A 12045-nucleotide genomic window follows, 5' to 3' on the forward strand; every position below is an offset into this window, starting at 1 on the left:
TATTGTTGCGCGCGTCTAGACTTTAACGGCCCATACATGCATTTTGTTGCATGTCCTCTCCTAGGGCCGCTGCTGCAAATTGCTCAATCGCGTGAAGCGTCGCTCCCGGAGCTTCGCGATGCGGAGAATGCGCCGCGCCTGACATGACTTTCAAATCGACCGGGCAATAGCATTCGTGCTGCGCGATCTCGGCCTGACGCAGCGTCCCGTATTGGTCGTCCACGCCTTGAAGGATCAGGACGGGAACGCGGATATAAGCGAGATATTCCGAGATATCCCAGTCGCGGAATTTGGGATCGAGCCAGGCGGCGTTCCAGCCGTAGAAGGCGTTGTCGACGTCCGTGTGCCAGCGCGCGAGCTTTGCCTTCAGGTCGGTGGTCTCAAATGCCGTCTTGATGTCCGCAATCGACTTCACCGAGATGTCCTCGACGATGAAATGCGGCGCGATCAGTACGAGGCCGTTCAGGCGATGATCCTGATGCGCGCCGGCATAGATCGTCGCGATCGACGCGCCGTCGGAATGGCCGAGCAGCAGGCCACGCCTGAAGCCGATCGCGTCGAGGATCTTCGGCAGCACGTCGAGTGCCTCGCGCTGCATGTAGTCGAGCGGCCGCGGCAGCGCGACCTTGCTCGACTGGCCGTAGCCCGCGCGCGAATAGACGAAGATGCCGGCGGAGGTCGCCTCTCGCAGCTTCTCGGGGAAGTCACCCCAGAGCCCGACCGAGCCGAGGCCTTCATGCAGCATGACGATGGTCGGTGCATCGGCGGATTGCGGCGCCAGCCATTTGTATTCGAGGCTGGCGTCGCCGATGCTGAGGAAGCCGGTGGGGGCGAGGTTGGTCATGCTCTGTCGCTCTTCTCTCTCCGTCGTCAAGCCCGGCCATGACGACCTGTTGTCAATTCGCCCCGTCCCGCAGCTTGAACCGCTGGATCTTCCCCGTCGCCGTCTTCGGCAAGGAATCCACCACGTCGATCCAGCGCGGATATTTCCACGGGCCGATCTTCTGCTTGACGTGATCCTTAAGCATCTCCTGCAGGCCCGCCGTCGTCGCGCCGGGGCGCAGCACGACGAAGGCCTTGGGCTTCAGCAGACCTTCCGGATCGGCTTCGGGCACGACGGCAGCTTCCAGCACGGCGGGATGCGTGATCAGCGCGCTCTCGACCTCGAAGGGCGAGACCCAGATGCCAGAGACCTTGAACATGTCGTCGGCGCGGCCGCAGAAGGTATAGCGGCCCTCGGAATCCCTGACATATTTGTCGCCGGTGCGGGTCCACGGCCCCTCGAACGTGCGGCGGCTCTTGTGGCGCTGGTTCCAGTACCCCTCGCCGGCGGAGGGCGCATCGACCAGGAGCTCGCCGACCTCGCCGTCGGCGACATCCTGTCCGGCCTCGTTGACAAGCCGCACCGCATAGCCGGGCACCGGTTTGCCGGAGGAGCCGTATTTGATGTCGCCGGGCGCGTTCGACAGGAAGATGTGCAACAGCTCGGTCGAGCCGACGCCGTCGAGAATATCGACGCCGAAGCGCGCCCTCCAGCTGTTGCCGACGGACTCCGGGAGCGCCTCGCCGGCCGAGGTGCAGATGCGGAGCGACTTGCCGCCGCGCTCGCTCTTCATCGCTTCGTCGTTGAGCATCGCCGCGAACAGGGTCGGCACGCCGTAGAAGATCGAGGGATTGTAGCGGTTCATCAGGTCGAACATGCGTGCGGGCGTCGGCCGTTCGCTGTTGAGCACCACGCTGGCGCCGACCGACATCGGAAAGGTCAACGCATTGCCGAGGCCATATGCGAAGAACAGCTTTGCCGCGGAAAGACAAACGTCGTTCTCGCGAATGCCGAGCACCTGCTTCGCATAAGTGTCCGCGGTCGCCTGCATGTTCGAATGGATGTGCCGCACGCCCTTGGGCATGCCGGTCGAACCTGAGGAATACAGCCAGAATGCCGGTTCGTCGGAATGGGTGGCGGCGGTGGTGAACTGATCGCTCTCGTCCGCAATCTCCTCGGCGAGCTGCTTGTGGCCGTTCTGTTTGGCGCCGGAGACCACGACATGCTCCAGATCCGGCATGCGGCCGACGACGTCCTTGATGACGGGATAGAGCGCTTCCGAGACGAACAGCACGCGCGCGCGGCAATCGGCGAGGATGTAGGCGTATTGATCTGATGTCAGCAGCGTGTTGAGCGGCACCGGCACGATGCCGGCGCGGATCGCGCCCAGAAACACGATCGGGAAGTCGACCGTATCCAGCATGATCATGGCCACGCGCTCTTCGCGGCGGCCCCCGAGCCGGCGCAGCATGTTGGCGGCGCGCCGCGTTTCGCGCTGGAGCTCGCCATAGGTGAGGCGTGAGACGGTGTCGTCGAAGGCGAGCTTGTTGCCGCGTCCCTCCTCGACGTTCCGGTCGAGCAGCCAGGTCACCGCGTTATAGGATCCCTCGCTCACGGACTTCTCCCCTGAATTTAGAATTATAATTCATAGAAAGACACCGCCTCGGCTTGCTGTCAATGCCAGCAGGCACTATGTTTCATTAATACGCGCCGCAGGACCTCTTTAAAAGAAGACATCCGCTCAAGCAGGCCCATGATCCGCAGTCCATGACCGACAGTCCCGACGCCGAATCCCGATTTCTCGAACAGCTCGGCCAGCGCGTGCGCACCATGCGCGCGCTGCGCGGCATGTCGCGCAAGGTGCTCGCTAAGGTATCAGGAATATCGGAGCGCTACATCGCGCAGCTCGAAAGCGGCAAGGGCAACGTCTCCATCGTGCTGCTGCGCCGCGTCTCCGACGCGATGGGCGCGCATCTCGAAGACCTGCTTCCCTCGGCCGATCCGACCCCGGACTGGCAGATGTTTCGCGATCTCCTGCGCAAGGCGACGCCGGCGCAGGTCGCACAAGCAAAAGATCTGCTCGCAGGCGGCAGCGCCTCCGCGCCGCGGGGCGCGCCGTTCTGCGGCATCGCGCTAATCGGCCTGCGCGGCGCCGGCAAATCGACGCTTGGGCGGATGCTGGCGAAGAAGGTCGGCTGGAGCTTTGTCGAGCTCAACAAGGAGATCGAGCAGCAGAACGGGCTGTCGGTCGCCGAGATCATCGCGCTCTACGGCCAGGAAGGCTTTCGCCGCATGGAGCAGGCGGCGCTGCAGCAGCTGCTCGCGCGCAACGAGCTGATGGTGCTGGCGACCGGCGGCGGCATCGTCTCCGAACCTCTGACCTTCGACCAGATCCTGTCGTCGTTCTACACGATCTGGCTGAAGGCCGAGCCCGAGGAGCACATGGCCCGCGTCCGCCGCCAGGGCGATTTGCGCCCGATGGCCGACGACCGCTCCGCGATGGCGGAGCTGCGCAACATCCTCTTGAGCCGCGAGCCGCTATATGCGCGCGCGACGGCGGTGGTCGACACGGCGGGGCTGTCCGTCGATGCCGCCGCGGCGCGCCTGGTTGATGCGGTCCGGCCGGTGCTGCAGAACGAAGCGCGCAGCTTCGGGCTGCGCAGCGTCGCGCTGTAGGTCCGAACTCCCATGACCGAGAGCGACGTCGCAATCGCCATGTTCGAGCGGATCGGCGGCAGCGCCACGATCGATCGACTGGTCGATCGCTTCTACGACCGGATGGATACGCTGCCGGAGGCGAAGATCATCCGCGCGATGCATGCGGACGACCTCGGCCTGATCAGGGATGTGCTGAAGCGCTATCTCACCGAATGGACCGGCGGCCCGAAACTCTATTCGGTCGAGAAGGGCCACCCGCGGCTGCGCCAGCGCCACATCGGCTTTGCCATCGGCGATGCCGAGCGCGACGCGTGGATGCTCTGCATGCGCGGTGCGCTGGAGGAGACGGTTTTGGACGCCGCAGCGCGGCAGGACCTCGACAAGGCGTTGTCCGGCCTCGCCGACTGGATGCGCAACCGCTAGTGATTTTTGCACGGGCGCGTAGCCCGGATGAGCGAAGCGACATCCGGGTCTTCACGATGACTTTCCCGGGTATCGCTTCGCTCACCCGGGCTACAAGAGTTGCGACCGCAACGCCTCCGCGCCCTCACGCAACAGCGGCAAAAATCGCTCGATCAATTCCTGCGCCGGCACGCGATCGACGTGCGCGCCCATGTTAATGGCGGCGACGATCACGCCGTCGTAGCGGCGGACGGGGACCGAGATCGAGCGGAAATGCGGCTCGGCCTCGCGGTCCACCAGCGAATAGCCCTGCGCGCGATCGGCGACGGTGCGCGCGAGCAGCACCTTGGGATCGGTTACCGTCTGCGGCGTCAGCGCTTCGCGCTTCGTCGCCGTCAGGCGCGCAGCAAGCTCGGCATCGTCGAGTTGACCGAGCATGGCGCGGCCGACCGAAGTGCAGAAGGCCGGAAGCCGGTAGCCGATTTCCAATCCGCCCGAGAACATCCGCGCCGGACTGCTGCGCGCGATGAACACGACCTCATCGCCGTCGAGCACCGCGAGCGAGGAGATTTCGTTGGCCGCTGTCGCGACGCGGTCGAGCACCGGTTGCAGGACCGTGACGAGTTGGCTCGACCGCAGATACGACGCGGCGAGTGTCAGCACATGTGGCGTCAGCGAGAACAGCTTCCCGTCGCCACTGACGAAGCCGCCGCGCTGGAGCGTGAACAGCATGCGCCGCGCGGTGGCGCGGGGAAGCTCAGCGGCACGGGCGAGATCGCTCAGCGTCATCGGGCCGGCCGTGATGCCGAAGCATTGCAGCAGGCGCAGCCCGCGATCGAGGCTCTCGACGAAATCCGTCGCGCGTTCGTCGCTCTCGCTTCGCTTCAGCTTGGGCATGGTGTCGGGTCATTCGTGCAAAATAGTGCTTGCTGCCGCGTCAAGGCATGCCATAATTCGCCCATTCGTTCAATAGGCGAACAAACGCCATTCCATAAAGGATGCACTCGCCATGATGAGCCAGGAGCAGAACGACCTGATCACCCGCACCGGTGCGAAGGACCCCTGCGGGAAGCTGATGCGAAGCTACTGGCAGCCGGCGGCGCTGGTGGACGAGCTCGACGGCGATCGACCGATCCGTCCCGTCAGATTGCTCGGCGAAAGCCTGGTGCTGTTCCGCGACGAGACGGGGCGTTACGGCCTGATCGATCGCCACTGTGCGCATCGCGGCGCCGATCTCGCCTTCGGACGGCTCGAGCATGGCGGCCTGCGTTGCGCCTTCCATGGCTGGCTGTTCGACGCCACCGGGCAATGCATCGAGACGCCGGCGGAGCCGAAGGACTCAAAGCTCTGCCAGAACATCCGTCAGCGCTCTTACCCTGTGGTGGAGAAGAGCGGCATCCTCTGGGCTTATCTCGGCGAGGGCGAGCCGCCGGCATTTCCCGAGCTCGACTGCTTCGTCGCGCCCGGCACGCACACCTTCGCGTTCAAAGGCCACATGGCCTGCAACTGGCTCCAGGCGCTCGAAGTCGGCATCGACCCCGCGCACGCCTCCTATCTGCATCGCTTTTTCGAGGACGAGGACACCTCGACGGCCTACGGCAAGCAGTTCCGCGGCACATCGGCAGGCAGCGACTTGCCGATGACGAAGATTTTGCGCGAATACGACCGCCCGATCATCAATGTCGAGCACACCGAATACGGCCTGCGGCTGATCGCGCTGCGCGAGATCGACGAGGAGCGCACCCATGTGCGCGTCACCAACCAGCTCTTTCCGCACGGCTTCGTCATCCCCATGAGCACGGAGATGACGATCACACAGTGGCACGTGCCGGTCGACGACGAGAACTGCTACTGGTACGCGATCTTCACCAGTTATTCGAACCCCGTGGACAAGCAGAAGATGCGCGACCAGCGGCTCGAGCTCTATGAGCTGCCGGATTACAAATCGCGCAAGAACGGGACGAACGATTACGGCTTCGATCCGCACGAGCAGCAGACGGCGACCTATACCGGCATGGGCACCGACATCAACGTCCACGACCAGTGGGCGGTGGAATCGATGGGCGCGATCCAGGACCGCACCCGGGAGCACCTCGGCACGAGCGACAAGGCGATCGTGCAGTACCGGCGCCTGCTGCGGCAGGAGATCGAGAAGGTCGCAGGCGGCGAGAAGCCGATGCTGCATCTCGACGAGGCCACCGCACGTTCGATCCAGGGTCCGGCGACCATGGACGGCATCGGGCCGACCCGAGGCTGGGAGATCTACTGGATGGAAGTCGACGTCAAGCGCCGCCGCAGCGCGCCGTGGACGGCGCCGGTGCCGAAGGAGATCGCGGACAACGTGCATCGCCTGACGGCGGCGGAGTGATAATGCAGTTCGCCGCTAGCGAGGCGAGACGGCGGCTCCACATTCTCCGCTGTCATGCTCCGCGAAAGCGGGGCATCCAGTACGTCGCGGCCTCTCGTGAACACACGGACGTCTCTGGAATACTGGATCGTCCGCCTTCGCGGACGATGACAGTGTGCGCTATACTCTCGCCGAGCAAGAAGGAACTGCCAAAGTGACTTTCGTCGCGCGTCATGCGCTGTGGTCGGATGAGCAGAAGGACGCCGCATTGCGCGTGCGGCGCATCGTCGACGAGAAGAATCTCGAGGTCATCCGCCTCGCCTTCCCGGACCAGCACGGCATTTTGCGCGGCAAGACCATCGTCGCCTCCGAGGCGATCGCCTCGCTGGAGAGCGGCTGCTCCATCACCACCACCATGCTCGCCAAGGACACCTCGCACCGCACGGTGTTTCCGGTGTTCACGTCAGGCGGCGGCTTCGGCATGAAGGAGATGGAGGGCGCGGCCGACGTGCTGATGGTCGCCGATCCCACGACGTTTCGCGTTTTGCCATGGGCGCCAACCACGGGCTGGGTTCTCTGCGACCTCTATTTCAACGACGGCCGTCCCGTGCCGTTCGCGACGCGCGGGCTCTATCGCAAGGTGCTCGACGAGCTCGCAAGTCGCGGCCATGATTTCGTGGCAGGCCTCGAGGTCGAATTCCACATCTTCAAGCTCGACGATCCGCATATGCGCCCGGAGGATGCCGGCCAGCCCGGCACACCGCCTTCGGTGAGCCTGCTCAGCCACGGCTATCAATACCTCACCGAGCAGCGCTTCGACCAGATGGAGCCGGTGCTGGAGATCTTGCGGCGTGACATCGTCGCGCTCGGTCTGCCCTTGCGCTCGGTCGAGGTGGAGTTCGGGCCGAGCCAGTGCGAATTCACCTTCGCCCCGAAGAAAGGCATTGAGCCCGCGGACAACATGGTGCTGTTTCGCTCTGCCGTGAAGCAGATCGCGCACCGCCAGGGCTATCACGCCACGTTCATGTGCCGGCCGAAGCTGCCGAACCTGTTCGCGAGCGGCTGGCATCTGCACCAATCGGTGGTCTCGCGCGCGAGCGGCGAGAACCAGTTCATGGCCAAAGACGGCGGCGAGCCGCTCAGCGCGTTCGCCCGCGCCTGGCTTGCGGGCCTGCTCGACCACGCCCGCGCGTCGACCGTGTTCACCACCCCGACCATCAATGGCTACAAGCGCTACCGCTCCTATTCGCTGGCGCCGGACCGCGCGATCTGGGGCCGCGACAATCGCGGCGTGATGATCCGCGTGCTCGGCGACGCCGGCGACGCCGCCACGCGCCTGGAAAACCGCATCGGCGAGCCCGCCGCCAATCCCTATCTCTACATGGCCTCGCAGATCCTCTCCGGCCTCGACGGGGTCGACCGCAAGCTCGATCCCGGCCCGTCGGCCGACACGCCTTACGAAACCAAGGCGCCGCTGTTGCCGAAATCGCTGCGCGACGCGGTCAGCGCGCTGAAGGACGATCCGTTCTTCCGCGAAAAGCTCGGGCCTGAGTTCGTCGATTATTACACCCACATCAAGAATGCCGAGATCGACCGCTTCCTGTCCGAGGTGACCGACTGGGAGCACCGCGAATATTTCGAGGTGTTTTGAGCCAGACACGCCCTCACCTCCCCGTGAGGCGACTTCGTCCGCTCAGTTCCGACGACATTTCACCGCTCCCGACGAAGCCATTTTCCAAGGCCCACGAAAACCGCCGGAAAGACGGGCGATGTAGATTTGCTCCGTGATCAACAAAGGAGTTCGGTCATGTGGGGTCATCTGTTCAGTTTGATCTATCGCCTGTCCTGCCGCGCCACTCTGATTGAGATCGGGGCGGGTCGCTCGTCGCGATAGAGGCCCAGCGGATTTAGGTAAGAGCGATTGACTAGCGAACGGAGGGTGTCATGCGAAAGCTGATCCTGATCGCGGCAATGTCGCTGCTGGCAAGCCAGGCCTATGCCGGCGGACCACGGAGCCTTAGCCTTGCGGCGACAAATGCGAGCCAGCAGACCGCCGAGCCGGGAACGACAGCAGCCACGCCGCCACAAGCTCCGGCGGCAGCACCCACGAATGTCCAGACGGCGACCACGGCCGCAGCTTCAACGTCTCCGGCAGCGACTGCGACGACAACCGCGATCGCTCCGGCCGCAACTCAGTCCAGTGCCGCGCCGATTGCCAGCACAAGAGAAATGACCAAGCCGAAACGTCGCCAGCCATCCACCGAGGCCCGCGTGATTCGCGAACTGCATCGGCACGGGATTTACTGGTGATTGCCAATGTCGTCCTGGCGAAAGCCAGGACCCATTACCCCAGGGAAAAGTTGTCGCACGCGGCTGCTAACCGCCAATCTTCGCCAAACTGAATTCGGTGGCTATGGGTCCTGGCTTTCGCCAGGACGATAACGTATGAGCGGCGCCCAGCATCGCGCCCTCACCCTCAAATCCCTAGATATTTGTGCTGCAGATCCGGCTCAGCCAACAGCTCGTCCGAGGTGCCGCTCCATACCGTCTTGCCGCGCTCGATGATGGTGTGGCGGTCGCAGATGCGGGCGAGGTGGTCGACGTTCTTGTCGACGACCAGGATCGACTGTCCCCGGCTCTTGAGCAGCGACAGGCAGCTCCAGATCTCTTCGCGGATCAGAGGCGCCAGGCCTTCGGTCGCTTCATCCAGGATGAGCAGCTTCGGGTTGGTCATCAGCGCGCGGCCGATGGCGAGCATCTGCTGCTCGCCGCCGGAGAGCTGGTTGCCCATATTGGAAGCGCGCTCGGCCAGGCGAGGAAACATCACGTAGATCGCCGCCAGCGTCCAGGGATTGCTGCTGCCGAAACGATCGGCCGCTGCCGCGACAAGGTTTTCGCGCACGGTGAGGTTCGGGAAGATCTGCCGCCCCTCGGGGACGAGGCCGACACCGAGTTGCGCGATCCTGTAGGACGGCTGCGTCCGCACTTCCGAGCCCGCAAAGCGGATGCTGCCGGCGCGCGCCGGCGTCAGGCCCATGATGGATCGGATGGTCGTGGTTTTGCCCATGCCGTTGCGACCCATCAGCGAGACCATCTCGCCTGATTTGACCGACAGGGACAAGCCGAACAGCACCTGGGACAGGCCGTAGCAGGTCTCGATGCCGTCGACCTCGAGCAGCGTGTCATCCATGGTGCGTCACCACATGGGCCTCGCCGAGATAGGCGCGCTTGACGTCCTCGTTCGCCCGAATCGCGGCCGGATCGCCGGAGGCGATGACGCGGCCATAGACCAGCACGGAGATGCGGTCGGCGAGCGCAAACACCGCCGGCATGTCGTGTTCGACCAGGACGATCGAGACCTCCTTGCGCAGCTCCTGGAGCAGCTGCACCATGCGCTGGGATTCGGTGACGCCGAGTCCCGCCATCGGCTCGTCGAGCAGCAAAAGTTTCGGCTTGCTTGCCAGCGCAACCGCCAGCTCGATCTGGCGACGCTCGCCATGACTGAGCCTGGACACCAGGACATCGGCACGATGGACGAGACCGACGCGATCGAGCGCGGCATGCGCGGCATCGCGCAGGCCCTTCTCCTTGCGTGCATCGGCGAAGAAGCGGAACGAGGTGCCGGCATGCGCTTGCGCCGCGAGCGCGACATTGTCGGCGGCGGTGAAATCGAGCAGCAGCGAGGTGATCTGGAAAGAACGTGCCAGGCCCAGCGCGCAGCGGCGATAGGCCGGCAGATAGGTGATGTCGCGCCCCGCCAGCGAGACGCTGCCGGAATGCGGCTCCAGATGCCCTGTGAGCTGGCTGATCAGCGTGGTCTTGCCGGCGCCGTTCGGGCCGATGATGGCGTGCAGCTCGCCTGCCGCAACGTCGAGCGAGACGTTGTCCGTCGCAATGATGCCGCCGAAGCGGCGCACCAGCCTGTCGACGCGGAGCAGCGGCTCAGCCACGATTGAGCCTCCCGAGCAGGCCCATGATGCCGCCGCGGCCGAACAGCACGATCAGCAGCAGCAGCGGACCCATGATCAGCGCCCAGTATTCGGTGAGCTGCGACAAGAACTCTTCCAGCAACAAATACACCACCGCGCCGATGACCGGACCGAACAGCGTGCCCATGCCCCCGAGGATCACCATCACCATGAGGTCGCCGGAACGGGTCCAGTACATCGCGGCCGGGCTGACGAAATCGGTGTTGTTGGCGAGCAGCGCGCCGGCGAGGCCGCACATCATGCCCGAGATGACGAAGCAGACCAGCTGGTAGCGTTTCGAGGGAAAGCCGATCGCCTGCATGCGCTGCTCGTTGGAGCGCAGGCCCTGCAGGACGAGGCCAAAGCGCGAATTGACGATGCGCCAGATCAGGAAGACCACGCCGAACAGGCAGGCGAGGCAGAGATAATAGAATTGCGTGCGGTTCGACAGATTAATCAGCCCGGAGAAGTCGCTGCGCTTGTAGACGGTGAGGCCGTCATCGCCGCCATAACGCGCCAGCCCCGAGGCGACGTAATAGGCCATCTGCGCGAACGCCAGCGTGATCATGATGAAATAGACGCCGCGGGTGCGCAAAGACAGCGCGCCGATCACCAACGCATAAAGCGCGGAGGCCGCAAGCGCGACCGGAAACTGGATGAAGCCCGAGCCCACGCCTTCCTGCGCCAGCATGCCGACCGCATAGCCGCCGATGCCGAGATAGGCGGCGTGGCCAAAACTCATCATGCCGCCAAAACCCATGATGAGGTTGAGGCTCGCGGCCGCCAGGGCCAGGATGACGATGCGGGTGAGCAGCGTCAGGATGAAGATGTTGCCGGATGCTTGCGAATAGAGCGGCAGCAGCACGAGACCCGTCAGCAGCAGGACCGTGACGACCTTGCTCACAGTGAAAGCCTTCATCGGCGGTTGGCCGGAAACAGCCCCTCCGGACGCACCACCAGCACGATAGCCATCAGCAGATAGATCAGCATGGAGGACAGCGCGGGCGCGGCGGTGGAGGCCGCGGCGCCGCTCAGCACCTGCCGCAGCAGATTGGGCAGGAAGGCGCGGCCGAGGGTGTCGATCATGCCGACGAAGATCGCGGCCAGGAACGCGCCGCGGATCGAACCGATACCGCCGATCACGATGATGACGAAGGCGAGGATCAGAATGTTCTCGCCCATGCCGATCTGCACGGTGAGGATCGGCGCCTGCATCAAGCCGGCAAGGCCCGCGAGCGCGGCACCGAGACCGAACACCAGGGTGTAGAGCAGCTTGATGTTGATGCCGAGCGCACCGATCATCTCGCGATTGGAGGCGCCGGCCCGGATCAGCATGCCGATGCGGGTGCGCATCACGCCGAGATAGAGCAGCAGCGCAACCAGCAGCGCCACGACGATGATGGCGAGGCGATAAGCGGGATAGTGAATGCCCGGCAGGATCGGCACCGGCACGGTGAGCCAGGCCGGCAGCGGCAGCGCAAGGCCGGCCGGCCCCCAGATCAGCCGCACGGCCTCGTTGAAGAACAGGATCAGGCCGAAGGTCGCGAGCACGTGGTCAAGATGGTCTCGTCCGTAGAGATGCCGCAGCGCGGTCATCTCGAGCACGATGCCGAGCACGAGCGTCGCGCCGAGCGCCAATAGCGCACCGAGCAGGAAGCTGCCGGTCCAGGCTGCGAAGGTCGCGGCGAAATAGGCGCCCATCATGTACAGCGAGCCGTGCGCGAGGTTGACGAGATCCATGATCCCGAACACCAGCGTCAGGCCGGCGGCGAGCAGGAACAGCAGCAGGCCAAACTGCAATCCGTTCAAGAACTGTTCGACGACGAGCAGCATCAAAACTCTTTCAG

Annotated in this window: 11 protein-coding genes and 1 pseudogene; 5 read left to right on the forward strand and 7 right to left on the reverse strand. The window is 64.4% G+C overall.

The genetic code is table 11. From position 1 onward, the window contains the following. Positions 1-22 precede the first annotated feature (22 nt). Both IVB54_RS37400 and IVB54_RS37405 read right to left on the reverse strand, forming a co-directional pair. Positions 23-844: an alpha/beta hydrolase gene (locus tag IVB54_RS37400; RefSeq protein ID WP_018456050.1), complete on the reverse strand. Its 822-nt coding sequence runs from the start codon at positions 842-844 to the stop codon at positions 23-25. Between the two features lie 52 nt (positions 845-896). Next, entirely contained in the window at positions 897-2438 is a 1542-nt protein-coding gene (locus IVB54_RS37405) for a benzoate-CoA ligase family protein (RefSeq protein WP_247295964.1), read from the reverse strand. Between the two features lie 140 nt (positions 2439-2578). Here IVB54_RS37405 and IVB54_RS37410 point away from each other — a divergent pair. Both IVB54_RS37410 and IVB54_RS37415 read left to right on the forward strand, forming a co-directional pair. Further along, positions 2579-3499 (forward strand): annotated as a pseudogene (locus IVB54_RS37410) (helix-turn-helix transcriptional regulator); the annotation flags it as partial. A 12-nt stretch (positions 3500-3511) separates the two neighbouring features. Further along, a complete protein-coding gene (locus IVB54_RS37415) occupies positions 3512-3904 on the forward strand; it encodes a group II truncated hemoglobin (protein ID WP_247364241.1) in 393 nt (130 codons plus the stop codon). 90 nt (positions 3905-3994) lie between these two features. Here the strand turns inward: IVB54_RS37415 and IVB54_RS37420 are convergent, their stop codons facing one another. Next, the gene (locus tag IVB54_RS37420; protein ID WP_018456046.1) at positions 3995-4780 is read right to left on the reverse strand and encodes an IclR family transcriptional regulator C-terminal domain-containing protein; all 786 of its coding nucleotides are present in this window, start codon (positions 4778-4780) and stop codon (positions 3995-3997) included. Positions 4781-4892: 112 nt separating this feature from the next. Here IVB54_RS37420 and IVB54_RS37425 point away from each other — a divergent pair, with 112 nt between their 5' ends. The 3 genes from IVB54_RS37425 to IVB54_RS37435 all read left to right on the forward strand — a co-directional run bounded on the left by IVB54_RS37425 (position 4893) and on the right by IVB54_RS37435 (position 8540). Next, a complete protein-coding gene (locus IVB54_RS37425) occupies positions 4893-6251 on the forward strand; it encodes an aromatic ring-hydroxylating dioxygenase subunit alpha (protein ID WP_204513152.1) in 1359 nt (452 codons plus the stop codon). A 193-nt stretch (positions 6252-6444) separates the two neighbouring features. Then, positions 6445-7881: a glutamine synthetase family protein gene (locus tag IVB54_RS37430; protein WP_247776991.1), complete on the forward strand. Its 1437-nt coding sequence runs from the start codon at positions 6445-6447 to the stop codon at positions 7879-7881. Between the two features lie 293 nt (positions 7882-8174). After that, complete coding sequence (locus IVB54_RS37435; RefSeq protein ID WP_039799580.1) at positions 8175-8540, forward strand: hypothetical protein; 366 nt, start codon at positions 8175-8177, stop codon at positions 8538-8540. 166 nt (positions 8541-8706) lie between these two features. On the opposite strand, the gene IVB54_RS37440 is transcribed toward IVB54_RS37435, so the two are convergent. The 4 genes from IVB54_RS37440 to IVB54_RS37455 are packed head-to-tail and all read right to left on the reverse strand — an operon-like array spanning position 8707 to position 12031. Then, positions 8707-9420, reverse strand: coding sequence for an ABC transporter ATP-binding protein (locus IVB54_RS37440; RefSeq protein WP_018456043.1), 714 nt, complete (start codon positions 9418-9420; stop codon positions 8707-8709). Then, positions 9413-10180 (reverse strand): ABC transporter ATP-binding protein, encoded by a 768-nt coding sequence (locus IVB54_RS37445; RefSeq protein ID WP_018456042.1) that lies wholly within the window; start codon positions 10178-10180, stop codon positions 9413-9415. The genes IVB54_RS37440 and IVB54_RS37445 overlap by 8 nt, the downstream gene beginning before the upstream one ends. After that, positions 10173-11117 (reverse strand): branched-chain amino acid ABC transporter permease, encoded by a 945-nt coding sequence (locus tag IVB54_RS37450; protein WP_018456041.1) that lies wholly within the window; start codon positions 11115-11117, stop codon positions 10173-10175. The genes IVB54_RS37445 and IVB54_RS37450 overlap by 8 nt, the downstream gene beginning before the upstream one ends. Beyond that, positions 11114-12031, reverse strand: a complete 918-nt coding sequence (locus tag IVB54_RS37455; RefSeq protein WP_007615745.1) for a branched-chain amino acid ABC transporter permease — start codon at positions 12029-12031, stop codon at positions 11114-11116. Before IVB54_RS37455 ends, IVB54_RS37450 begins: the two co-directional genes overlap by 4 nt. Positions 12032-12045: the final 14 nt, after the last annotated feature.

Source organism: Bradyrhizobium sp. CW1 (assembly GCF_023100665.1).
Lineage (GTDB): Bacteria > Pseudomonadota > Alphaproteobacteria > Rhizobiales > Xanthobacteraceae > Bradyrhizobium > Bradyrhizobium canariense_D.

Excerpts from the sequence above, each read along its gene's own strand:
- IVB54_RS37400 (WP_018456050.1), bottom strand. The coding sequence starts at position 844 with ATGACCAACCTCGCCCCCACCGGCTTCCTCAGCATCGGCGACGCCAGC.
- IVB54_RS37415 (WP_247364241.1), top strand. The coding sequence starts at position 3,512 with ATGACCGAGAGCGACGTCGCAATCGCCATGTTCGAGCGGATCGGCGGC.
- IVB54_RS37420 (WP_018456046.1), bottom strand. The coding sequence starts at position 4,780 with ATGCCCAAGCTGAAGCGAAGCGAGAGCGACGAACGCGCGACGGATTTC.
- IVB54_RS37425 (WP_204513152.1), top strand. The coding sequence starts at position 4,893 with ATGATGAGCCAGGAGCAGAACGACCTGATCACCCGCACCGGTGCGAAG.
- IVB54_RS37435 (WP_039799580.1), top strand. The coding sequence starts at position 8,175 with ATGCGAAAGCTGATCCTGATCGCGGCAATGTCGCTGCTGGCAAGCCAG.
- IVB54_RS37440 (WP_018456043.1), bottom strand. The coding sequence starts at position 9,420 with ATGGATGACACGCTGCTCGAGGTCGACGGCATCGAGACCTGCTACGGC.
- IVB54_RS37450 (WP_018456041.1), bottom strand. The coding sequence starts at position 11,117 with ATGAAGGCTTTCACTGTGAGCAAGGTCGTCACGGTCCTGCTGCTGACG.
- IVB54_RS37455 (WP_007615745.1), bottom strand. The coding sequence starts at position 12,031 with ATGCTGCTCGTCGTCGAACAGTTCTTGAACGGATTGCAGTTTGGCCTG.